General features: G+C 71.8%; 19 protein-coding genes. 8 read left to right on the top strand and 11 right to left on the bottom strand.

The features are described 5' to 3' along the window. Positions 1-247 precede the first annotated feature (247 nt). On the top strand, positions 248-1582 hold the full coding sequence (locus OG766_RS06815; protein ID WP_266378190.1) for an MFS transporter: 1335 nt from the start codon (positions 248-250) through the stop codon (positions 1580-1582). On the opposite strand, the gene OG766_RS06810 is transcribed toward OG766_RS06815, so the two are convergent. After that, positions 1545-2513 carry a DMT family transporter gene (locus tag OG766_RS06810; RefSeq protein WP_266375403.1) on the bottom strand — a complete coding sequence of 323 codons (969 nt, stop codon included), beginning with the start codon at positions 2511-2513 and terminating at the stop codon, positions 1545-1547. The two genes, OG766_RS06815 and OG766_RS06810, sit on opposite strands and share 38 nt — an antisense overlap. 98 nt (positions 2514-2611) lie before the next feature. Beyond that, a complete protein-coding gene (locus tag OG766_RS06805) occupies positions 2612-3289 on the bottom strand; it encodes a TetR/AcrR family transcriptional regulator (protein WP_266375404.1) in 678 nt (225 codons plus the stop codon). A gap of 65 nt (positions 3290-3354) precedes the next feature. Here OG766_RS06805 and OG766_RS06800 point away from each other — a divergent pair, with 65 nt between their 5' ends. Continuing rightward, positions 3355-4506 carry an acyl-CoA dehydrogenase family protein gene (locus tag OG766_RS06800; protein WP_328727437.1) on the top strand — a complete coding sequence of 384 codons (1152 nt, stop codon included), beginning with the start codon at positions 3355-3357 and terminating at the stop codon, positions 4504-4506. Between the two features lie 121 nt (positions 4507-4627). Then, complete coding sequence (locus OG766_RS06795; protein ID WP_266375408.1) at positions 4628-5251, top strand: TetR/AcrR family transcriptional regulator; 624 nt, start codon at positions 4628-4630, stop codon at positions 5249-5251. A 32-nt stretch (positions 5252-5283) separates the two neighbouring features. Here OG766_RS06795 and OG766_RS06790 read toward each other — a convergent pair whose 3' ends face one another. From OG766_RS06790 to OG766_RS06770, 5 genes are all read right to left on the bottom strand, one after another. Further along, on the bottom strand, positions 5284-5745 hold the full coding sequence (locus OG766_RS06790) for a MaoC family dehydratase (protein WP_266375410.1): 462 nt from the start codon (positions 5743-5745) through the stop codon (positions 5284-5286). A 109-nt stretch (positions 5746-5854) separates the two neighbouring features. After that, positions 5855-6562: a YoaK family protein gene (locus OG766_RS06785; protein WP_328724779.1), complete on the bottom strand. Its 708-nt coding sequence runs from the start codon at positions 6560-6562 to the stop codon at positions 5855-5857. A gap of 159 nt (positions 6563-6721) precedes the next feature. After that, positions 6722-7822 (bottom strand): RNA ligase (ATP), encoded by a 1101-nt coding sequence (locus OG766_RS06780; protein WP_328724778.1) that lies wholly within the window; start codon positions 7820-7822, stop codon positions 6722-6724. 172 nt (positions 7823-7994) lie between these two features. Beyond that, positions 7995-8747, bottom strand: a complete 753-nt coding sequence (locus OG766_RS06775) for a 3-keto-5-aminohexanoate cleavage protein (protein WP_266375416.1) — start codon at positions 8745-8747, stop codon at positions 7995-7997. A 176-nt stretch (positions 8748-8923) separates the two neighbouring features. After that, positions 8924-9535 (bottom strand): hypothetical protein, encoded by a 612-nt coding sequence (locus OG766_RS06770; protein ID WP_266375418.1) that lies wholly within the window; start codon positions 9533-9535, stop codon positions 8924-8926. 232 nt (positions 9536-9767) lie between these two features. Between OG766_RS06770 and OG766_RS06765 the strand changes: the two genes are divergently transcribed. Beyond that, on the top strand, positions 9768-12569 hold the full coding sequence (locus OG766_RS06765) for a penicillin acylase family protein (RefSeq protein ID WP_328724777.1): 2802 nt from the start codon (positions 9768-9770) through the stop codon (positions 12567-12569). 46 nt (positions 12570-12615) lie between these two features. Here the strand turns inward: OG766_RS06765 and OG766_RS06760 are convergent, their stop codons facing one another. Next, complete coding sequence (locus OG766_RS06760; protein ID WP_266375436.1) at positions 12616-13866, bottom strand: exo-beta-N-acetylmuramidase NamZ family protein; 1251 nt, start codon at positions 13864-13866, stop codon at positions 12616-12618. A gap of 168 nt (positions 13867-14034) precedes the next feature. Here OG766_RS06760 and OG766_RS06755 point away from each other — a divergent pair, with 168 nt between their 5' ends. From OG766_RS06755 to OG766_RS06745, 3 genes are read left to right on the top strand one after another with little or no spacing between them, the layout of a single operon-like run. Continuing rightward, positions 14035-14799 (top strand): SDR family oxidoreductase, encoded by a 765-nt coding sequence (locus OG766_RS06755; protein ID WP_266375438.1) that lies wholly within the window; start codon positions 14035-14037, stop codon positions 14797-14799. Continuing rightward, the gene (locus tag OG766_RS06750) at positions 14796-16451 is read left to right on the top strand and encodes an AMP-binding protein (RefSeq protein WP_266375440.1); all 1656 of its coding nucleotides are present in this window, start codon (positions 14796-14798) and stop codon (positions 16449-16451) included. The genes OG766_RS06755 and OG766_RS06750 overlap by 4 nt, the downstream gene beginning before the upstream one ends. Before the next feature lie 47 nt (positions 16452-16498). Next, entirely contained in the window at positions 16499-17092 is a 594-nt protein-coding gene (locus OG766_RS06745; RefSeq protein WP_266375442.1) for a TetR/AcrR family transcriptional regulator, read from the top strand. Positions 17093-17144: 52 nt separating this feature from the next. Here the strand turns inward: OG766_RS06745 and OG766_RS06740 are convergent, their stop codons facing one another. Together OG766_RS06740 and OG766_RS06735 are read right to left on the bottom strand one after the other, a co-directional pair. Next, positions 17145-18359 (bottom strand): acyl-CoA dehydrogenase family protein, encoded by a 1215-nt coding sequence (locus OG766_RS06740; protein WP_328724774.1) that lies wholly within the window; start codon positions 18357-18359, stop codon positions 17145-17147. A gap of 7 nt (positions 18360-18366) precedes the next feature. Beyond that, on the bottom strand, positions 18367-19389 hold the full coding sequence (locus tag OG766_RS06735; RefSeq protein WP_328724773.1) for a phosphotransferase family protein: 1023 nt from the start codon (positions 19387-19389) through the stop codon (positions 18367-18369). Positions 19390-19522: 133 nt separating this feature from the next. On the opposite strand from OG766_RS06735, the gene OG766_RS06730 reads away from it, so the two are divergent. Continuing rightward, on the top strand, positions 19523-20818 hold the full coding sequence (locus OG766_RS06730; RefSeq protein ID WP_266375448.1) for a glucarate dehydratase family protein: 1296 nt from the start codon (positions 19523-19525) through the stop codon (positions 20816-20818). 133 nt (positions 20819-20951) lie between these two features. Here the strand turns inward: OG766_RS06730 and OG766_RS06725 are convergent, their stop codons facing one another. Then, entirely contained in the window at positions 20952-21863 is a 912-nt protein-coding gene (locus OG766_RS06725; RefSeq protein ID WP_328724771.1) for an MBL fold metallo-hydrolase, read from the bottom strand. Positions 21864-21872 lie beyond the last annotated feature (9 nt).

Below are 21872 nucleotides of genomic sequence, written 5' to 3'. Positions count from 1 at the left end.
GGGCCATCCACGGCCGCTGACCTGGAAGAACGCGACCTCGAAGCCCGGCCTGGTGTCCTGGCGCCGACAGGCCGCGGTCGCGGGCGGGTGCGAGAATGTCACGGCGCCCGCCTTCGCGCGGCCGGCGCACTACTGGCGGGTAATGATCGAGCAAAAACTCCTGCTGCGCGACCCGTTGACCGTCATACCACCCGGTCGGTACGGTCCCCGCACTCCTCGTCCCCCGCACCCATCGGAGTGTGCACGCATGGACACGGCACCCCCTTCCCCGCGCGCCGGCAAGCCGCAGGTGACCGCACCCACCGACCGGCACCGTCGCCGCGTGGCCACCGCCGCCGCGCTCGCCTCCGCCGTCGAGTGGTACGACTACTTCGTCTTCGGCATCGCCGCCGCACTCGTCCTCGGTGATCTCTACTTCCCCGCGGGCAGTCCCTCGGCCGGAGTGCTCGCCGCCTTCGCGACCTTCGCGGTCGGCTTCCTCGCCCGTCCCGTGGGCGGCATCATCGCGGGCCACCTCGGCGACAAGCGCGGACGCAAGCCGATGCTCGTCCTCGCCCTCACCCTGATGGGCCTCGCCACCACCGGCATCGGCCTCCTGCCGACGTACGAGACGATCGGCATCGCCGCACCGCTGCTGCTCGTGCTGCTCCGCGTCATGCAGGGCATCGCCGTGGGCGCCCAGTGGGGCGGCGCGATGCTGATGGCCACCGAGTACGCCCCGGAGGGCAAGCGCGGGCTCTACGGCAGCCTCGTCCAGCTCGGCGTGCCCATCGGTGTGGTCACCGCCAACACCGTGTTCCTCGCCGCCGGCGCCTTCACCGACGACTCCGCCTTCGCGTCCTGGGGCTGGCGGGTGCCGTTCCTGGTCGGCTTCCTCGTCCTCGGTCTCGCCTGGTACATCCACGCCCGGGTCGAGGAGACCCCCGAGTTCCGCGAGGCCGAACAGGCCCTGGCCGAGCAGGAGAAGGGCGAGCCGCGCTCCCCGCTGCGGACGATCCTGCGCAAGCACCTCGGCACGGTGTTCCTCGCCGGCGGCTCCTTCGCCGTGAACACCGCCACCTTCTACATCATCATCACCGGCGTACTGGACTACTCGACCCGTGAACTCGGCATGGAGCGCGACGCGGTGCTCATGGTCTCGCTCTGCGTGAGCCTCACCCAGCTCGCGCTCATACCCGCCGCCGCCGCACTCTCCGACCGCATCGGACGGCTGCGGATCTACGCGGCGGGCGCGGTCGGCCTGCTGGTCTGGGCGGTCCCGCTGTTCCTGCTCATCGACACCAAGTCGCTGCTGTGGCTGGCCGTCGGCACCTTCGTCACCAGCTGCTTCCTCAGCATCATGTACGGGCCGCAGGCCGCGCTGTTCGCCGAGCTGTTCACCGCCGAGATGCGGTACACCGGCGCCTCGCTCGGCTACCAGATCGCCGCGGTGTTCGGCGGCGGCCTGGCCCCGTTCATGATGGTGCTCCTGCTGGAGGCGACCGGAACCTCGATGGCCGTCTCCGCCTACATCATCGGTCTCGCCGTCATCGCGCTCGTATCGATCAGGGTTCTCGCGAAGCGCGCGGCTGCGCGGGCCTGACGCCGTCGTCGGCCCGGTCCGCCGGGGCGTCCGTGACGCCGGTCCGGTCCTCCCGGGCCGGCGTACGGGACCTCGAACGCGACACGGCCACGCCCGCGAGGCAGATCACGCCGCCGAGCATCGTGAGCCAGCCCGGCACCTCGTCGAGCAGCAGCCACGACATGAGCACCACGATCGCCGGCACCGCGTAGGTCGTCGCGCCCATCTTCCCCGCGGTCGTACGGGCCAGGGCGTACGCCCACGTCGTGAACGCCAACGCGGTCGGGAACACGCCCAGATACACCATGTTGAGCGTCGCCGACAGGGGCGCTTCGGCGGCCTCGCGCACCAGCACCCCGACGAACGGCAGACAGGCCACCGCTCCGATCACACAGCCCCAGGTCGTCACCTGCAGTGCGGACGCGTACCGCAGCGCGGGCTTCTGGGCGACGACACCGCCCGCGTACGACACGGCGGCCAGCAGGCACAGCAGCACCCCCAGCACCGACGCCGAACCCTCGCCGGACATCGACAGGCCGACGACCGCCGCACCCGCGAAGGACACGCCCATCCCCGCCAGCAGCCGCGGCGGCAGCCCCTCCTTCAGCAGCCATCCGGCGAGCAGCGCCATCACCAGCGGCCCGACGTTGACGACCAGCGCCGCCGTGCCCGCGTCGACCTTCTGCTCGCCCCAGTTCAGGACCACCATGTAGAGCCCGAACCACAGCAGCCCGGATATCGCGATCCCGGGCCAGGCGGCCCTCGGCGGCGGTCCCTCCCTGCGTACGGCACAGATCACGCCCAGCACCAGGGCCCCGGCGAGGAGCCGGCCGAGGGCGAGCGCGCCGGGCGAGTAGTCCGCACCGGCGCTGCGGATGGAGACGAAGGCCGAGGCCCAGAGGACGACGGTGGTCGCGGCCGCGGCGAAGGCGCGCCACTGGGTCGATGTCATGCCGCGACCGTACGCCGCCGGCGCTTGCGTGCCCACCGCAATTGTCCCCGGGCCGGTACCCGCCCGTCCCGCAACGGGGTCCGGCGCCCGCACCGGTGTTACGGACCGTCCGCCGGGCCCTGCGGCGCCCGCGCGCCCCGCACCCCCGCCTCGTACCGCACCGCCAGTCCGTCCAGCAGCGCCCGCAGCCCCGTTTCGAAGGCGCCCTCGTCGACCTGCTGCTGCCGGTCGGCGAGGAGATGGGCCTGGCCGAGGTGCGGGTAGTCGGCCGGGTCGTAGGCGGTCTCGTCGTCGACGAAGCCGCGGGCGAAGGAGCCGAGCGCCGAGCCGGTGATGAAGTAGCGCATCAGGGCGCCGATATGGGTGGCCTGGGCGGGGGGCCAGCCGGCGCGGACCATGGCGCCGAAGACGGCGTCGGCGACCTTGAGGCCGGCCGGGCGGCGGCCGGGGCCGCGGGCGAGGACCGGGACGACGTTGGGGTGGTCGGTGAGGGCCGCGCGGTAGGAGACGGCCCAGTCGTGGAGCGCGGTGCGCCAGTCGCGGCCGTCCGTCTCGTCGAACATCGACAGATCGACCTTGGCGCTGACCGCGTCGGCCACGGCGTCCAGGATCTCGTCCTTGTTGCGGAAGTGGTTGTAGAGGGACGGGCCGCTCACGCCCAGTTCGGCGGCGAGCCGGCGGGTGGAGACCGCGTCCAGGCCCTCCGCGTCCACGAGCGCGCTCGCCGTCCCGACGATGCGGTCGCGGCTGAGGAGGGGCTTGCGCGGTCGGGCCATGCGGCACATAGTAAGCCCTGCCGAACAGAAACTAGCAGTGATAGTTAAAGGCGGGATGTTCCGTGGTGAACCTGGAACTGAGCGGGGAGCAGCAGGCCGTCCGCGATCTCGCGCGCGACTTCGTCGAGCGCGAGATCAGCCCGCATGCCGTCGACTGGGACCGGTCCGAGAGCGTCGACAGATCGATCGTGAAGAAGCTGGGCTCGGTCGGCTTCCTCGGGCTCACCATCGACGAGGAGTACGGCGGCTCGGGCGGCGACCATCTCGCGTACTGCCTGGTCACGGAGGAACTCGGACGCGGCGACTCGTCGGTCCGCGGCATCGTCTCGGTCTCCCTCGGCCTCGTCGCCAAGACCATCGCGGCCTGGGGCGGCGAGGAGCAGAAGCGGCGGTGGCTGCCCCGGCTGACGGCGGGCGAGGCCCTCGGCTGCTTCGGCCTCACCGAGCCCGGCACCGGCTCCGACGCGGGGAATCTGACCACCCGGGCCGTGCGCGACGGCGGCGACTACGTGATCAACGGCTCGAAGATGTTCATCACCAACGGCACCTGGGCCGATGTCGTGCTGCTCTTCGCCCGCACCAACGACACCCCCGGCCACCGGGGCGTCTCCGCCTTCCTCGTACCCGCCGACACCCCCGGCCTGACCCGGCGCACCATCCGCGGCAAGCTCGGCCTGCGCGGCCAGGCCACCGCCGAGCTGGTCCTCGAGGACGTCCGGGTGCCGGCCGACGCCCTGCTCGGCCCGGAGGGCAAGGGCTTCTCGATCGCCATGTCCGCGCTCGCCAAGGGCCGGATGTCGGTGGCCGCGGGCTGTGTCGGCATCGCCCGGGCCGCGCTCGAGGCCGCCGTCGGCTACGCGGGCGAGCGTGAGCAGTTCGGCAGGCCGATCGCCTCGTACCAGCTGGTCCAGGAGCTGATCAGTGACACCGCCGTGGACGTGGACGCGGCGCGGCTGCTGACCTGGCGGGTCGCCGATCTCGTCGACCGCGGGGAGGACTTCGCCACCGCCGCGTCCAAGGCGAAGCTCTTCGCCTCCGAGGCGGCCGTCCGTGCCGCGAACAACGCGCTCCAGGTCTTCGGCGGCTACGGCTACATCGACGAGTACCCGGTGGGCAAACTGCTCCGCGACGCACGGGTGATGACCCTGTACGAGGGCACCAGCCAGATCCAGAAGCTGATCATCGGCCGGGCCCTGACCGGAGTCTCGGCGTTCTGACCGGCGGCCCGGGATTCCGGGCCCGCACAAGAAGCCCCGGCCGCGTTCTAAGCGCTTGCTCAGCTTCGGGGTATGGTGTTCGTCCCGCACTCACCGGGACGGCGGGCGGAAGGGGCGAGCCATGACTGCGGCGCAGGACACGACGAGCGAGGACATGCCCTGGGGCGAAGTCGCACCCGAGGCCGCGCGGAAGCTCCTCGTCGCCGCCGTGGAGGCCTTCGCCGAACGTGGCTACCACGCGACCACGACACGGGACATCGCGGGCCGCGCGGGGATGAGCCCCGCAGCGCTCTACATCCACTACAAGACCAAGGAAGAGCTGCTCCACCGGATCAGCCGGATCGGGCACGACCGGGCGCTGGAGGTCCTGTCGGCGGCGTCCGACGGCGGTGGCACGCCCAGCGAGCGGCTCGCCGAGGCGGTGAGCTCCTTCGTCCGCTGGCACGCCCGCCGGCACGACACCGCGCGGGTGGTGCAGTACGAGATCGACGCGCTCTCCGAGGAGCACCGCACCGAGATCGTGGAGCTGCGCCGCCGCAGCGACGCCGTCGTGCGCGAGATCCTGCGCGACGGCGTGGAGACCGGGGAGTTCGACGTCCCCGACGTGCCGGGCACCACGCTGGCCGTGCTGTCGCTCTGCATCGACGTGGCGCGCTGGTTCAACGTCCGGGGGCACCGGACGCCGGAAGAGGTCGGCGAGCTCTACGCCGACCTCGTCCTGCGCATGGTCTCCGCACGCGCGTAGGCCGTGTCGGACACGGCCCGGGGCCGTCGGGCTCAGAAGAAGTAGCGGGACACCGACTCGGCCACGCACACCGGCTTGTCGCCGCCCTCGCGCTCCACGGTGACCAAGGCCGTCACCTGCACGCCGCCGCCCGCCTCCTCGACGCTCTTGAGGACGGCGGTCGCGCGCAGCCGCGAACCGACCGGGACGGGGGCGGGGAAACGGACCTTGTTGGTCCCGTAGTTGATGCCCATCTTCATGCCCTCGACCCGCATGATCTGCGGGACGAGCGTCGGGAGCAGCGACAGCGTGAGGTAGCCGTGCGCGATGGTCCTCCCGAAGGGCCCGGCCGCGGCGCGCTCGGGATCCACATGGATCCACTGGTGGTCGCCGGTCGCTTCGGCGAAGAGGTCGATGCGCTTCTGCTCGATCTCCAGCCAGTCGCTGTGGCCCAGTTGTTCGCCGACTCCGGCGGTCAGTTCCTCGGCGGACGTGAAGATCCTCGGCTCGGCCATGTCCCTGTTCCCTGCCTCTCACCCGGTCCGTGTGTGTCTAAGCGACTGCTTAGCATGGTCGGGGTGGCGGCGTCTGTCAACGCATCCACCGGCCGGGCCCGGCAGGCGGCTATTCGGCCACGGACTCACGAGGCAGGAAGGTGGCGCCGATCGCGACGATCAGCACCAGGGCCGCGATCACCAGCAGCACCACGGCCGGATCGAGACGCTCGTCCCGGATCATCCAGGCGCCGAGCAGACCGCCCGTGAACATGGCCGCCACCGAGGCGCCGCGCCGGATCTCGTTGCGCGCACCGGGCGAGATATGGCTGTCGAGGGCGAGGGGGGAGCCGCCGATCAGGGCGGTGAACGCCCGGGTGGTGACCGTGGTGGGCATACCCGGCACCCCCGCCCGCAGGGTGGAGACGTTCCGGACCCCCATGGCCAGCGCGACCAGCGCGGCCACCATGTAGTGCCGGTCGGTGAGCGACTCACCGCGCTCTTCGATCTGCCACGCGGCCACCGCGGCGGTGGCCAGCAGCGCGGCCTCGACGACCAGCGCCTCCCTGAACCACCGGCGGCCGCGCACCTGTGCGCGCGACTCGTACCGGGAGGCGAGCACGGTGCCCACGGTGAACCCCACCAGCGAGGCGAGACACGGGGCCACGGACAGGCCGGTGACTCCGGCGAGCGCGAAACCCATCAGCAGCATGTTGCCCGTCTGCACAGCGGTGAAGACCGGCCCGAGGACCAGGAAGCTGACCGCCTCGACCAATCCCGTCGTCATGGTGAGCGCCACCATCACCCAGGTCAGGAGCGAATCTCGGTTCGGCTTCACGGGCCGAGTCTCGGCCGGTGAAGTGGTCCGTACGGCCGATTGCGCCGACCGTGGGCCGGGCGGTCGGCCGGGTGGGCCGCGCGCACACGCCGGTGGCTCCGCGACGCCGAAACGCCTGGTGGCCCGCACCCCCGTGACGGGCCACCAGGCGCCGGACGGTCACTCGTACTCGGTGCCGCCCTTGCGGGTCAGATACGCCGGGCTGACGGACTTGGCCATCGCCCGGCCGCCCACCACCGGGCTGTAGCGCTCGGTCGCGGACCGTATGACGACGCCCTCGCGCAGATGCATTTCCCGGCCCGAGACGGTTTCCCGGCCGCTCGCGAGTTCCAGGACCTTCTCCAGCGAGAAGGGGCCCTCGTACAGCCGTGGAACCAGGGGCAGTTCGCCGTCGAGCAGCTCCACCGCGTCCAGCCAGCGGACCTGGCCGTCGATCTCGGCCGACACGTCGAACACCGCGTAACCGAGCTCCGTGGAACGGGCGTTGGCGCCGTACGACAGGTCCTGCACCCCCGCGCCGAACACCTCACCGAAGATGCCGACCCGGCGCGCCCCCAGCTTCGCGGCGAGCCGCGCGGCGACCTCCGCCGCCGCGTGGCCGTGCACCGCGCGCCAGTACAGGTTGCGCGGATCCTCCTTCAGCGCCAGGCCCTTCGCGCCGAACCCCTTCGACGACACCAGCACCTTCCCCCGTGGCTCGCCGGGCACGGCAGGGGCACCCGTCTCGTCGGCGACGTACGTCACCAGGCAGGCCGTCCCGTGGAGCTTCTCCGTCAGGACGACCGGCTCGCCCGGCTCGAAGATGTCCGGATAGCGCTGCAGGTTCTCGATGTCGGCCCAGGGCAGCAGATCGGCCGCGGACTCCACGTCACCGCTCATCGTGGGCGGGATCGGCGGCGACCACTTCGTGATGCCCAGGAGCGCGGCGAAGTCGGTGCCGTCGGCGGCAGCGCGCTCCAGGTCGGTGCCCTCCAGCGCCCTCGGCCGGCACACGATCCCCTGCGACAGCTCACCGCGCAGCCGCACCGCCTTGACCCGGTCCGAAGCCTTCCCGGCCAGCCGCCCGGTCAGCCCGAGCTCGTCGACCAGCGTGGCCGGCAGCACGGACTGCTCCGGGATGTAGACCGCGAAGTCCCCACTGCGGTAGGCACCCTTGGCGACGACGGCGCGATAGAGGCCCACCTGGGCCAGCTCGAGGGCGTCGGCGCGGGGATGCTCATGGATCGTCAGCGGCTCGGCGGTGACGCGCAGCGTGGACATGGTCGGGCTCCTCGGTCGTGTCTCACATCGCGCCCCACTGTGTCCGCGCGCAAACCCGGTGGGCCACCGGATTTCGCGCTGGTAGCGTTGCGGCCCGCGCCGGCGGCCGGCCCTCCCGCACCGCCGCCTCCCGGCCGTGGGCCGCGCGCGGGACCGAGCCATCGCGGAGGGCTCATGCACGGCGCTCACCCACGGGACCGTCCGGCTCCTGGGGGCAGGACCACAGGCGCACCGCGGCCATGACCAGCTGGGCGTTCGACACGGCGGGACGTCCGTCGGGCAGGAACAGCACGTCCTCCAGACCGATCCGGGTGTCCAGCCCCAGCCGCCCCGCCAGTCGCAGCACCGGCCACGCGCCGCCCTCCTCGCCGTGCAGCAGCACCGGCACGGCGTGCCGCGCGCCGATCCCGGCGACCAGGGCGCGGGCGGTGTCCACCGCCGTCGCGGGGTCGGGGTCCGTCACCTCGGCCAGCACCCGCAGCACCCGCGGTGCGAGCGGCGACGCGGCGAAACGCCGGGCCCCGTCCGTACCCGACCGGATGCCCGCCTCCACGCCCACGCCGCGCTCCAGCAGCGCGGCCGCGACCTCCTCCGCCCCGTCCTCGTCCCAGTTGACCGACGCGTGGTCGGGCAGCACCGTCCAGGAGCGGATGCGCGCGGCCCGGCGCAGCGGATCGGGCTCGGCCCACGCGCCCGTCGTCACCCCGACCGGCACAGCCACCGCCGCCCGTATCGCCTCGACCGCCGGGGCCACGACCAGGGGCGACAGCGAGTCGCTGCCGCATGGTGTCTTCGGGTGGACATGCACCTCCGACGCGCCCGCGGCGACAGCGGCCACGGCCGACTCGGCCAGCGCGCCCGGCGACATCGGCACGGCGGCCGAATCCTCCGCGCCACGCTGCCCGTTGAGACAGACCTGGATCATGCCGTCGATGGTGCCAGGCACCACTGACAACGCGGGCCACGACCGACGGCGCCGGGCCACGACCGACGGCGCAGGCCGCGACCGACGACGCAGGCCACGCCCGACAGCGCGTGGCGCCATCGACGACGGGGGGCCCGCGGCTCCACGGCCGACGACCGGCCCCCGCGCGCATCGCGCTACGCCACCGAGGCCAGTTCCCAGCCGCGCACCCGCTTGGCGGCCCGCAGCGCGTCGTTCGTCAGCACCGGCTGGGGGACCACGACCCCGCACCCCGTGCAGACCGGTCCGAACCACGGCTCGTTGTGAAGATCCTGCCGCCACACGATCCGGCGGCCCGCGCACACCGGACAGGCCGCCGCGGGCGCCGCACCCAGGGCGGCGATCAGCCGGCGCAGCACCTCACCCAGCGGATCCGACGGATGCACCCTCGGGTTGTCGCACCGGGCGATGCCGTTGCCGCCCCAGGTGCGCCGGTGCCAGTCGTCGATCGACCCCGGCCGCCGCAGCCCGTCGTGCTTCTCGCGCCTGCGCCGCTCCGCGAAACTCTTCTCGTACGCGAGCCACACGGCCCGCGCCTCCTCCAACTCGTCGAGCGCGGCCACCAGCCGCGCCGGATCGGGCTCCCGGTCGTCGGGCCCGAATCCATGCCGGGAACACAGATGGTCCCAGGTCGCCCGGTGCCCGTAAGGGGCGAACCGCTCCAGGCACTTGCGCAGTGAGTAGCGCCTCAGCGCCAGATCACCCCGCGGGTCGCGCACCTGTCTCGCAAGACTCCGGAAACCGGCCATCGCACTGCCACCTCCGTCGCTCGAACATCGTCGCTCGCACTTCCGCGTCGAGGAATGGACGTACGACTACCCCATCCGGCTCCCTCGAAAATGCGTCGGAACGCGGACCACCGAGCGGAACAAGCCGGTCCACACGTGGGAGCGATGCAGAAAAAGTGACGGTTGTTCATCTTACCGATGAGTCATACCGCCAGTAACCTGCGCCGGACCGGCCTCTGACGAGGAGATCCCCATGCGACGACGCACCGGACGCCACACCGGACGAATCAGAACCGCCTGCGCGACGCTCGTACTCGCAACGGCCCTGCTGGCACCGCTGCCGCAGGCCGCCGCCGAGGAACCCGCACCGGTCGCCGACCACTGCCTGAACCAGGGGCAGAGCCAGTGCGCGGACATCCTGCCGCCCGGGCAGAACGGCAACTCCACGCTCGCCGACATCCTCGCCCACCGCGTGTTCGGCACCCGGCCCGGCCAAAGCTCCGACCAACTCGGGCGCTACGGCTCGCTGGTGGGCGGCTACGGCGGCCTGACCGACGCCAAACTGACCGAATTCTTCAACGACGCCTCCTTCGGCGTCCCGGCCGGGCAGGCCGAATCCGTCACCTCCCCACGCCTCGACGTCACCATCACGCGCGACAGGAAGACCGGCGTCCCCCACATCAAGGGCACCACCCGCTACGGCACCGAGTTCGGCGCCGGGTACGCCGCCGCGCAGGACCGGCTGTGGATGATGGACCTGTTCCGGCACATCGGACGGGGCGAGCTGACCTCGTTCGCCGGCGGCGCGCTCGCCAACCAGGGCATGGAGCAGCAGTTCTGGCCCCAGGCCCCGTACACCGAGGCCGACTACGAGGCCCAGATCGCCCGGATCCGCAGCACCGAGGGCGCCCGCGGCGAGCAGGCCATGGCGGACGCGCAGGCGTACGTCGACGGCATCAACGCCTACCGGCAGCAGTCCAAGGACGGCCGCTACTTCCCCGGCGAGTACGTCCTCACCGGCCACATCGACTCGATCACCAACGCCGGCGAGATCCAGCCGTTCCGGCTCACCGACCTGATCGTCATCGCCTCCGTCGTCGGCGGCCAGTTCGGTGGCGGAGGCGGCGGCGAGGTACAGGCGGCCCTCTCCCTGCTGGCCGCCCAGCAGAAGTACGGCGTCGTCGAAGGCACCAGGGTCTGGGAGTCGTTCCGCCAGCGCAACGACCCCGAGGCCGTCCTCACCGTCCACGACGGCAGCTCCTTCCCGTACGCGCAGAAGCCCGCGAACCCGCGTGGCACGGCCCTGCCCGACCCGGGCTCGGTCCGTCCCGAGCAGCTCGTGTACGACCGCACCGGCTCGGCGGTCACCGGCGCCAAGGCCCCCGTCCGCGCGCCGGCGAACCTCAGGCCCGCGCAGGGCATGTACGACGACGGCGTCCTGCCGCCGGGCGCGCTCGACCCGAAGCGCGGCATGTCCAACGCGCTGCTCGTCTCGGGGGCCCACACCGCGAGCGGACACCCCGTCGCCGTCTTCGGCCCGCAGACCGGCTACTTCGCGCCCCAGCTGCTGATGCTCCAGGAGCTCCAGGGCCCCGGGATCTCCGCCCGCGGCGTCGCCTTCGCCGGTGTCGGCATGTACGTCCAGATGGGCCGCGGCCAGGACTACGCCTGGTCCGCCACCTCCGCCGCCCAGGACATCACCGACACCTACGCCGTCGAGCTGTGCCATGACGACACCCACTACCTCTACCGGGGCACCTGCACCGCCATGGAGAAGCTGGAGAAGCGCAACTCCTGGAAGCCCACCGTCGCCGACGGGACCGCGGCCGGCTCCTACCGGATGCAGGTCTGGCGCACCAAGTACGGCATCGTCACCCACCGCGCCACCGTCGCGGGCAAGCCCGTCGCGTACACCTCGCTGCGCTCCACCTACCGCCACGAGGCCGACTCGATCATCGGCTTCCAGATGCTCAACGACCCGTCGTACGTCAGGGACGCCTCCTCCTTCCAGCAGGCCGTCCACCACATCGACTACGCCTTCAACTGGTTCTACGCGGACTCCCGCACCACCGCCTACTACAACAGCGGAATGAACCCGGTGCGGGCGTCCGGCATCGATCCGGCCCTGCCCGTGAAGGCGGAACAGCCCTACGAGTGGCAGGGCTTCGACCCGGCGGCCAACACCGCCGCGTACACGCCCTTCGCGCAGCATCCGCGCTCCAGCGGCCAGGACTACTACATCTCGTGGAACAACCGGCAGGCCGCGGACTACAACACCGCGGGCTTCGGCTTCGGTTCCGTGCACCGCGGCGATCTGCTCGACGACCGGGTCGCGAAGCTCGTCGCGGACGGGGGCGTGACCCGGGCGTCGCTCACCCGGGCCATGGCGGAGGCGGGCCTCACCGATCTGCGCGGGGAGCAGCTGCTGCCGGAGCTGCTGAGGATCCTGCGGAGCAGCCCGGTCACCGATCCCCGCCTGAACACCGCGATCCAGCAGCTCGACTCCTGGCGCGCGGCCGGTTCACAGCGCAAGGAGACCTCACCCGGCTCGCACACCTACGGGCACGCCGACGCCGTACGGATCATGGACGCCTGGTGGCCGCTGCTGGTGGAGGCCGAGTTCCGGCCGGGTCTCGGTGACGACCTCTACCGGTCGCTGACGGCGAGCATCGCCGTCGACGAGTCACCGGCCGCCCACCACGGGCCGGCGGGCGGGCACAGCGGCTCGGCGTTCCAGTACGGCTGGTGGGGCTTCACCGACAAGGACCTGCGGCAGGTGCTGGGGGAGCAGGTCGGGGGCCCGCTGGCCAAGACGTACTGCGGCGGCGGGCAGCTCACCGCCTGCCGTGACGCGCTGCTGACCACGCTCGGGCAGGCCGTGGCCCGGCCCGCGACGGAGGTCTATCCCGGCGACGACACCTGCGGCGCCGGCGACCAGTGGTGCGCCGACGCCCTCGTGCACCGTCCCCTGGGCGGCATCACGCATCCGGCGGTCCACTGGCAGAACCGCCCGACGTACCAGCAGGTCGTCGAGTTCCCCTCGCACCGCCCGTAGCCGGCACCGTGCCCTGCGGGGGGAGAGCCCCCGCAGGGCACGCGCCTCACCGGTACAGCAGATACTCCCGGCGTACCGCGCGGAACGCGGCCAGGTCCTGCTGCCAGGCCCCGACGACGTCGTCCGTTCCGGCGCCCGCGTCGATCAGCGTGCGCACCCGTGTGGAGCCCGTGAGTTTGTCGATCCAGTTGTCGGAGCGCCAGGCGAAGCCGCTCCAGCTGCGCTTCGCCGTCACCAGCAGCCCGATGCCGGTACGGACCGGGTCGAAGACGTCCCGGTCGTGGACGTGCAGCTGCACGCCCCCCACGGTCTTGCCCTGGAACTTGGAGAAGGTCGGCGCGAAGTACGCCTCCCTGAACCGCACTCCGGGCAGGTCCAGTGCGTTCGCCGCCTCCGCCCAGGCCCGGTCGATGCCCTCGGCGCCGAGCAGTTCGAACGGGCGGGTGGTGCCGCGGCCCTCGGAGAGGTTCGTGCCCTCGAACAGACAGGTACCGGAGTAGACGAGCGCGGTGTCCGGCGTCGGCATGTTGGGGCTCGGCGGCACCCAGGGCAGTCCGGTCGCGTCGTAGAACTCGTCACGCCGCCAGCCCGACATCGGGACCACGTCCAGCTCCACCGGCGTGGCCAGGAACTCGCCGTTGAAGAGCCGGGCGAGTTCGGCGACGGTCATGCCGTGGGCCTGGGCGATGGGTTCACGGCCCACGAAGGTCGCGAACGCCTTGTCCAGGACCGGCCCGAGGGCCGCCCGCCCCGTGACCGGATTCGGCCGGTCCAGCACGACCAGCCGCTTCCCCGCGAGCGCGGCCGCTTCCATGCAGTCGTACAGCGTCCAGATGTAGGTGTAGAAGCGGGCACCGGCGTCCTGGATGTCGAACACGATCGTCCCGACGCCGGACGCGGTGAAGATGTCGGCGAGCGGCTGTCCGCTCTTGAGGTACGTGTCGTACACGGGCAGTCCGGTCGCGGGGTCGTCGTAGCGGCCCTCGGAGCCGCCCGCCTGGGCGGTGCCGCGGAAGCCGTGCTCCGGTCCGAAGACGGCGACGAGGTCCACCCGGTCGTCGGCGTGCATGACGTCGACGATGTGGCGGGCGTCGCGGGTGATGCCGGTCGGGTTGGTGACGACGCCGACCCGCTCGCCGGACAGCAGCCGGTACCCGTCGGCGGAGAGCCGTTCGAAGCCGGTGCGCAGCCGGCTCCGACCGCCGTGCGCCGCGGCGGGTGAGACGGCGGAGGCGGTCGCGGCCAGGGCGCCGGCCGCGCCTCCCGCCGCCAGCAGACCCCGTCTGGACAGGCTCATCGCACAACCTCCGTGATCGCTACATCTGTCATGGCCACGCACGGTAGCGCGGGCTCCGGCCGCGCGGAACGTGCCGGACGCCACGGTTCGCCACGACCCTCTTCCGTGGGCACATACCGACTGGTTAGTCTGCCGTCTTGAGTGAGCCGCAACGGAGAGGCAGGTCCGATGAGCACGGTGCAGGGCGCGAACGTGGTGGTCACCGGCGCGGGCGGCGGAATCGGCGCCGCCCTCGCCCGGCGTTTCGTGGCGGAGGGCGCACGCGTCGCCGTCAACGACATCGACCCCGGCAGGACCAAGGCCATAGCCGACGAGATCGGCGCCCTCGCCGTCCCCGGCGACGCGTCCGCCGTCGTCGAGGAGGCCAGGGACGCGCTCGGCGGCACCGTCGACATCTACTGCGCCAACGCCGGACTCGCCTCGCCCGGAGACGGATTCGCCGGTGAGGACGTCTGGGCCGCCGCCTGGGACGTCAACGTCATGGCACACGTACGGGCGGCGCGCACCCTGCTGCCCCACTGGCTGGAGCGCGGCAGCGGCCGCTTCGTCTCCACCGTCTCCGCGGCCGGACTGCTCACCATGATCGGCGCGGCCCCGTACAGCGTCACCAAGCACGGCGCGCTCGCCTTCGCCGAATGGCTCTCGCTGACCTACCGTCACCGAGGCCTGAAGGTCCACGCCATCTGTCCGCAGGGCGTCCGTACGGACATGCTCACCGCGGCCGGTTCGGCCGGCGAACTCGTCCTCGCCCCCAGCGCCATCGAGCCCGAGGACGTCGCCGACGCCCTCTTCGCAGGCATCGAGGCCGACCGCTTCCTCATCCTTCCCCACCCCGAGGTCGCCGGCTTCCACCAGGCCCGCGCCGCAGAGCCCGACCGCTGGCTGGCCGGCATGAACCACCTCCAGCAGAAGTGGGAAGAGGCCGGCGAGTGAGCGCGTCCCCCTACGCGGCCCGGCCCTGGCTCTCCCAGCTCACCGAAGCCCAGCGGGCACCCGTGCGCCCTCCCGCGACCGTCGTGCACTCCTTCCGCGCCGCCGTCGAACGGGCCCCGGACCACACCGCCCTCGCCTACTTCGACGGACGCCTCAGCTACCGCGAGACGGACGAGCTGTCCGACTCCGTCGCCGGCACCCTCGCGGCCCGCGGCATCGCACGCGGCGACCGGGTCGCGCTCATGCTCCAGAACACCCCGCACTTCGTGCTCGCCCTCCTCGGCGCCTGGAAGGCCGGGGCCACCGTCGTCCCGCTCAACCCCATGTACAAGTCCTCCGAGGTCGCCCACGTCCTCAAGGACTCGGGCGCGACGGCGCTGATCTGCTCGGACCGCGCCTGGGAGACGTATCTGCGCGAGAGTGCCGGGGCCTCGCCCCTGCGGTTCGCCGTCACCGCCTGCGAACTGGACCTGCAGTCCCGCGACGACAACCGCGTCCTCGGCTTCGAACGGCTGCCCGCGCCCCACGACACCGACGACCTCCTCACCGCCGCCCGGGCCGGCCTGGCCGCACCCGAGGGCCGTGAACTCGGCGCCGCCGACGTGGCGTTGATCAGCTACACCTCCGGCACCAGCGGCACCCCCAAGGGCGCCATGAACCTGCACGGCGGCATCACCTACAACGCCGAACGCCAGCGCACCGGCCACCCCGTCCCCGAAGGCGCCTGCTACTTCGCCCTCGCCCCGCTCTTCCACATCACCGGCATGGTCTGCCAGCTCGCCGCCTGCGTCGCCAACGCCGGCACCCTCGCCCTCGCCTACCGCTTCGACGCCGGCGTCGTGCTCGACGCCTTCGCCGAGCACCGGCCCGCCTACACCGTCGGCCCCTCCACCGCCTTCATGGCGCTGGCCGCCCACCCCGCCGTCACCCCCGGCCACTTCGCCTCCTTCGACGTCATATCCTCCGGCGGCGCGCCCGTGCCGCCGGCCCTCGTCGAGAAGTTCCGCGCGAGCCTCGGCCCGTACATCCGCAACGGCTACGGACTCACCGAATGCACCGCGCCCTGCGCGTCCGTACCCCCGGAGCGCGAGGCCCCGGTCGACCCGGCCTCCGGCACCCTCTCCGTCGGCATCCCCGGCCCCGACACGGTCGTACGGATCCTCGACGACAGCGGTGACGAGGTGCCCTTCGGCGAGCACGGCGAGATCGCCGTCCGCGGACCGCAGGTCGTGCCCGGCTACTGGCAGCTGCCCGACGCCACCGCCACCGCCTTCCCCGAGGGCGAGCTGCGCACCGGGGACATCGGCTTCATGGACGCCGACGGCTGGCTGTACGTCGTCGACCGCAAGAAGGACATGATCAACGCCTCGGGCTTCAAGGTCTGGCCGCGTGAGGTCGAGGACGTCCTCTACACCCATCCCGCGATCCGCGAGGCGGCCGTCGTCGGCGTCCCGCACTCCTACCGCGGTGAGACCGTGAAGGCGTACGTCAGCCTCCGCCCGGGCGCCTCCGTCGGGCCCGACGAACTCGCCGGATACTGCGCGGACCGCCTCGCGGCGTACAAGTACCCACGGCAGGTCGAGATCCTGGACGAGCTGCCGAAGACGACTAGTGGGAAGATCCTCAGGCGGGAACTGCGTTCCCGGTCGTAGACACGAGGAACGAGAAGTCGATTCCGAGCGAAAGGCGGGTGGCGGCAATGGCCAGGACGACGGACGGGAACGGCACCCCCGTCCCCCAGAGGCTGCTGGCCGCCGCCACCCGGCTCTTCGCCGAGCAGGGGTACGACCGCACGTCCGTCCAGGAGATCGTCGAGGCGGCCGGCGTCACCAAAGGCGCGCTCTACCACTACTTCGGCTCCAAGGAGGACCTCCTCCAGGAGGTCTACTCACGGGTGCTGAGGCTCCAGCAGGAGCGCCTCGACGCCTTCGCGGACGCGGACGCGCCCGTCGAGGAGCGGCTGCGGTCCGCCGCCGCCGACGTCGTCGTGACCACGATCGACAACCTCGACGACGCGGCGATCTTCTTCCGCTCCATGCACCACCTCAGCCCGGAGAAGAACAAGCAGGTCCGCGCGGAACGCAGGCACTACCACGAGCGCTTCCGCGCCCTCATCGAGGAGGGGCAGCACAGCGGAGTGTTCTCCGACGCGACCCCCGCTGACCTGGTGGTGGACTACCACTTCGGCTCCGTCCACCACCTGTCCACCTGGTACCGCCCGGACGGACCGCTGACCCCGCAGCAGGTCGCCGACCACCTCGCCGACCTGCTGCTCAGGGCACTGCGCCCCTGACCGGGGTCCGGGGGCGGCGAAGGCCCCGGGACGGCCCACAGCTACCGGACGGCTACAGGTACTTCTTCAGCTCACGCCGCGCCAGCGACCGCTGGTGCACCTCGTCCGGCCCGTCCGCCAGCATCAGCGTCCGCGCCCCCGCCCACAGCTCGGCCAGCGGGAAGTCCTGGCTCACCCCGCCGGCGCCGTGCACCTGCACCGCCCTGTCGAGGATGCCCACGACCGCACGAGGCGTGGCGATCTTGATCGCCTGGATCTCGGTGTGCGCACCGCGATTGCCGACCGTGTCCATCAGCCACGCGGTCTTCAGCACCAGCAGCCGCAGCTGCTCCACCGTCACCCGGGCGTCCGCGATCCAGTTCTGCACCACGCCCTGCTGGGCGATCGGCTTGCCGAAGGCGGTACGGGACACGGCGCGGCGGCACATCAGCTCGATCGCCCGCTCCGCCATGCCGATCAGCCGCATGCAGTGGTGGATGCGGCCCGGTCCGAGCCGCGCCTGGGCGATCGCGAAACCGCCGCCCTCCTCGCCGATCAGGTTCGACGCCGGCACGCGGACGTCGTTGAAGACCACCTCCGCATGGCCGCCGTGGGAGTGGTCCTCGTACCCGTACACCTGCATGGCGCGCCGGACCTCGACGCCGGGGGTGTCGCGCGGGACGAGGATCATCGACTGCTGGCGCCGGATGTCGTCCCCGTCCGGATCGGTCTTGCCCATCACGATGAAGATCCGGCAGTTCGGGTTCATCGCACCGGAGATGTACCACTTGCGGCCGTTGATGACGTACTCGTCGCCCCGGCGCTCGATCCGCGTCTCGATGTTGGTCGCGTCGGAAGAGGCCACCTCGGGCTCGGTCATCGCGAAGGCCGAGCGGATGTCCGCGGCCAGCAGCGGCTCCAGCCACTGCTTCTTCTGCTCCTCGCTGCCGAACTGGGCCAGCACCTCCATGTTGCCGGTGTCGGGCGCCGCGCAGTTCAGGGCCGTGGGGGCCAAGTGCGGGCTGCGGCCGGTGATTTCGGCCAGCGGCGCGTACTGGAGGTTGGTCAGGCCACCGCCGTGCTCCGCGTCCGGCAGGAAGAGGTTCCACAGGCCCTGCTCACGGGCCTCGGCCTTCAGCTCGTCCATGATCGCCGGGGTGTCCCACGGCGAGGCGAGCTTCGCGCGCTGCTCGTGCTCGACCGCCTCGGCCGGGTAGACGTACTCGTCCATGAAGGCGAGCAGCCTGGCCCGCAGCTCCTCGGTACGGGCGTCGAATGCGAAGTCCATGGGGTGATCAGCCTTCCTGGAGAGTGGTGAGGCCGTGCTCGATGAAAACGGGGACGAGATCGCCGATCCGGTCGAAGCCGGCGCCGACGGTCTGGCCGAGGGTGTAGCGGTAGTGGATGCCCTCCAGGATCACGGCGAGCTTGAACCAGGCGAACGCCGTGTACCAGGAGATGGCGGAGACGTCCCGGCCGGACCGGGCGGCGTAGCGCTCGACCAGTTCGGCGGAGTCCGGATGGCCCGCGGCCCCCGCGGTCGTGCTGATGGGGGAGTCGGGCAGCTCCAGCTTCTGGCTGTACATCACCAGCAGTCCGACGTCGGTGAGCGGATCGCCGAGCGTCGACATCTCCCAGTCGAGGATCGCCCTGATCCGGTCGTCGTCGCCGACCAGGACGTTGTCGAGGCGGTAGTCGCCGTGGATGACGGCGGGCGCCGGGGAGGTGGGCAGCGCGCGGCCGAGGGCGGCGTGCAGCTCGTCGATCCCGGCGAGGTCGCGGCCCCGGGAGGCGTCGAGCTGCTTGCCCCAGCGGCGCAGCTGCCGGTCGAGGAAGCCCTCAGGGCGGCCGAAGTCGCCGAGGCCCACCGATCCGGGGTCCACGGCGTGCAGTTCGACGAGCGTGTCGACGAGGCCGAGCAGGGCGTTGCGGGTGCGCTCGGGCCCGAGCGGGGCGAGCTGCTCGGCCGTACGGTACGGAGTGCCCTCGACGAACTCCATGACGTAGAACGGCGCACCGAGCACGGACTCGTCCTCGCACAGCAGCACCGGCTCGGGCACCGGCACGGCCGTGGGGTGCAGCGCGCTGATGACCCGGTGCTCACGCTTCATGTCATGGGCGGTGGCGAGCACATGCCCGAGCGGCGGCCGGCGGACCACCCACCGGTGGGTGCCGTCGGTGACGGCGTAGGTGAGGTTCGAACGGCCGCCCTGGATCAACCGGGCGCTCAGCGGTCCGCTCACCAGGCCCGGCCGCTCGCGCTCCAGATGGCCGCGCAGCGCTTCGGGATCGAGGCCCGGGGGGTGGACTGAGCTCATCGGGTACCTCCGGTGGGGCGGCAGATCGGTTCCACTCATGATGACCGACCAGTCGGTATGTCGTCCAGGGCGGTGAGGGAAAGCGTGCTCCGTGCTCTGGCCTCAGGATCGTATTCTTGAATAGAGTTCACGTATGGATACAACTGCTGCGCTGACTGTCGACACGGTCCGGCTCACTCCGATCCTCATGGCCGATCCACCGCTCCTCAACACCCAGGGCGTCCACCAGCCGTACACCCCGCGACTCATCGTGGAGGTCGTCACGCGAGGCGGGGTGACGGGCGTGGGAGAGACCTACGGCGACGGGAAGTACCTGGAGCCGGCCAGGCCGCTCGCCGAGGCGCTGCCCGGCCGCTCGGTCACCGATCTGAACGGACTCTTCGGCCTCGCGGACGAGGTGTGCGGCGATTCAGGGGCCGTTGACGAGCGGGTGGACGCGGGCGGACTGCGAGGTGTCCAGACCGCAGACAAACTCAGGCTCTCGGTCGTCTCCGGCTTCGAGGTCGCCTGTCTGGACGCCCTGGGCAAGACGCTGGGGCTGCCCGTGCACGCCCTGCTCGGCGGCAAGGTCCGCGACTCCGTCGAGTACAGCGCCTATCTCTTCTACCGCTGGGCCGCCCACCCCGAGGGCGGCGAGGCGGACGACTGGGGGGCCGCGCTCGACCCGGCGGGAGTCGTCGCACAGGCGCGCCGGTTCGAGCGCGAACACGGCTTCGGCTCCTTCAAGCTCAAGGGCGGTGTCTTCGAACCCGACCGGGAGATCGCCGCGATCCGGGCGCTCGCCGACGCCTTTCCCGGCCGGCCGCTGCGGCTCGACCCGAACGGCGCCTGGTCCGTCGGGACGTCGCTGTACGTCGCGGAGGAGCTCAAGGGAGTCCTGGAGTACCTGGAGGACCCGGCGTCCGGGATCGACCGGATGGCCGAGGTCGCGGCGGCCACGGAGCTGCCGCTGGCGACCAACATGTGCGTGACGACGTTCCCCGAGATCGCGGAAGCCTTCGCCCGGGACGCCGTACAGATCGTGCTGTCCGACCACCACTACTGGGGCGGTCTGCACAAGACCCGTGAACTGGCCGCGATCTGCCGTACGTACGGGGTGGGGCTGTCGATGCACTCCAACACCCATCTGGGGATCAGCCTCGCCGCGATGACGCATGTCGCCGCGACCGTCCCGGACCTCCGGCACGCCTGCGACAGCCACTACCCGTGGCAGACCGAGGACGTCATCACCAGCCGCCACGTCTTCAGGAACGGCCGGCTGACCGTCTCCGACGCGCCCGGCCTCGGTGTCGCACTGGACCGCGAGCGGCTGGAGGTGCTGCACCGGCGCTGGCTGGAGGACGACGGCACGATGCGCGACCGCGACGACGCGGCCGCCATGCGCAAGGCGCAGCCACAATGGAAGAGCGCGCCCGTCCCGCGCTGGTGAACGCCCCGCGCCGGTGAACGCCCCCGCATGCCGCGCCGGGTCACCGGCCGCACGGGGCTCGCCCGCGTCGGTCACGCCCCGCCCGTCACGCGTGACATGTCACCGAACGCCGTCACGCGTCACGCGTCGCCCGTCACGCGTGACATGCCACCGGAACGCCGCCGTTCATCACCGTCAGGTCCCCGAAGACCGCGGCGATGTCCAGCGGTGAGCCCTCCGGCAGCCCGTCCAGTTCGGCGTACGCGCGATGGAGATTGGCCACCAGCCGCTCGCTCTCCCGCAGCGCGGCGAACTCCCCGAGGTCCGCGCCCTGTGCGGCCTCCAGCGGGGTGAGGCCCTTGGCGCGCGCGGCCTCGGCGAGTTCGGCGACGTACAGCAGATACCGTTCCGTCGCGTCGTACGCCGACGGATCCGTGACCGGGCCGTGGCCCGGGACGACCGTCCCGGCGTCCAGGGAACGCAGCAGCCCGAGCGCGCGCAGCGAGCCGCTCAGCGAGCCCATGGGGATGAACGGCGTGCCGCCCTGGAAGATCAGGTCGCCGGTGAAGACGACCCCGTGCTCCGGGAGATGGACGATCGTGTCACCGACGGTGTGGGCGGCGCCGGGGTGGATCAGCCGGACCTCCGTCCCGCCGGCGCGGAGCGTCAGACGCTCGCCGTACGTCGTGCCGGGCGGGGTGATCCTGATGTCCCCGAAGTCGGTCTCCGGCCAGATGAGATGGAGCTGGTGCCCGGCCGCGATCACTTCCTGCCGGCAGGACTCGTGACCGACGACGACGGCCTCGGGCGTGAACACACCGTTGCCGTACGTGTGATCGCCGTGGTGGTGCGTGTTGACGAGCGTACGCGGCAGGGGCGCGCCGGTCGCCAGGAGCGCCTCGCGCAGCAGCCGGGCCCGCTCCTCGGTGGCGGCGGTGTCCACGAGCAGCGTGGACTCCCCGTCACTGACGAACCCGGCGTTGTTGAGGCACCAGCCGCCGTCCGGCTGCACATAGGCGTGCACGGAGGGAGCGAGGCGGACGGCGTACGGGTCGGTGGCGGGCACCGCGACTCC

It is taken from the genome of Streptomyces sp. NBC_00259, assembly GCF_036181745.1.
GTDB classification, from domain to species: Bacteria; Actinomycetota; Actinomycetes; order Streptomycetales; family Streptomycetaceae; genus Streptomyces; species Streptomyces pratisoli.
The sequence above is the reverse complement of the archived record's forward strand: the minus strand, read 5'-3'. Positions and strand labels throughout refer to the sequence as shown.

Excerpts from the sequence above, each read along its gene's own strand:
- OG766_RS06810 (WP_266375403.1), bottom strand. The coding sequence starts at position 2,513 with ATGACATCGACCCAGTGGCGCGCCTTCGCCGCGGCCGCGACCACCGTC.
- OG766_RS06805 (WP_266375404.1), bottom strand. The coding sequence starts at position 3,289 with ATGGCCCGACCGCGCAAGCCCCTCCTCAGCCGCGACCGCATCGTCGGG.
- OG766_RS06740 (WP_328724774.1), bottom strand. The coding sequence starts at position 18,359 with ATGGACTTCGCATTCGACGCCCGTACCGAGGAGCTGCGGGCCAGGCTG.
- OG766_RS06765 (WP_328724777.1), top strand. The coding sequence starts at position 9,768 with ATGCGACGACGCACCGGACGCCACACCGGACGAATCAGAACCGCCTGC.
- OG766_RS06780 (WP_328724778.1), bottom strand. The coding sequence starts at position 7,822 with ATGTCCACGCTGCGCGTCACCGCCGAGCCGCTGACGATCCATGAGCAT.
- OG766_RS06730 (WP_266375448.1), top strand. The coding sequence starts at position 19,523 with ATGGATACAACTGCTGCGCTGACTGTCGACACGGTCCGGCTCACTCCG.
- OG766_RS06770 (WP_266375418.1), bottom strand. The coding sequence starts at position 9,535 with ATGGCCGGTTTCCGGAGTCTTGCGAGACAGGTGCGCGACCCGCGGGGT.
- OG766_RS06815 (WP_266378190.1), top strand. The coding sequence starts at position 248 with ATGGACACGGCACCCCCTTCCCCGCGCGCCGGCAAGCCGCAGGTGACC.
- OG766_RS06745 (WP_266375442.1), top strand. The coding sequence starts at position 16,499 with ATGGCCAGGACGACGGACGGGAACGGCACCCCCGTCCCCCAGAGGCTG.
- OG766_RS06755 (WP_266375438.1), top strand. The coding sequence starts at position 14,035 with ATGAGCACGGTGCAGGGCGCGAACGTGGTGGTCACCGGCGCGGGCGGC.
- OG766_RS06735 (WP_328724773.1), bottom strand. The coding sequence starts at position 19,389 with ATGAGCTCAGTCCACCCCCCGGGCCTCGATCCCGAAGCGCTGCGCGGC.
- OG766_RS06760 (WP_266375436.1), bottom strand. The coding sequence starts at position 13,866 with ATGAGCCTGTCCAGACGGGGTCTGCTGGCGGCGGGAGGCGCGGCCGGC.
- OG766_RS06775 (WP_266375416.1), bottom strand. The coding sequence starts at position 8,747 with ATGATCCAGGTCTGTCTCAACGGGCAGCGTGGCGCGGAGGATTCGGCC.
- OG766_RS06795 (WP_266375408.1), top strand. The coding sequence starts at position 4,628 with ATGACTGCGGCGCAGGACACGACGAGCGAGGACATGCCCTGGGGCGAA.
- OG766_RS06790 (WP_266375410.1), bottom strand. The coding sequence starts at position 5,745 with ATGGCCGAGCCGAGGATCTTCACGTCCGCCGAGGAACTGACCGCCGGA.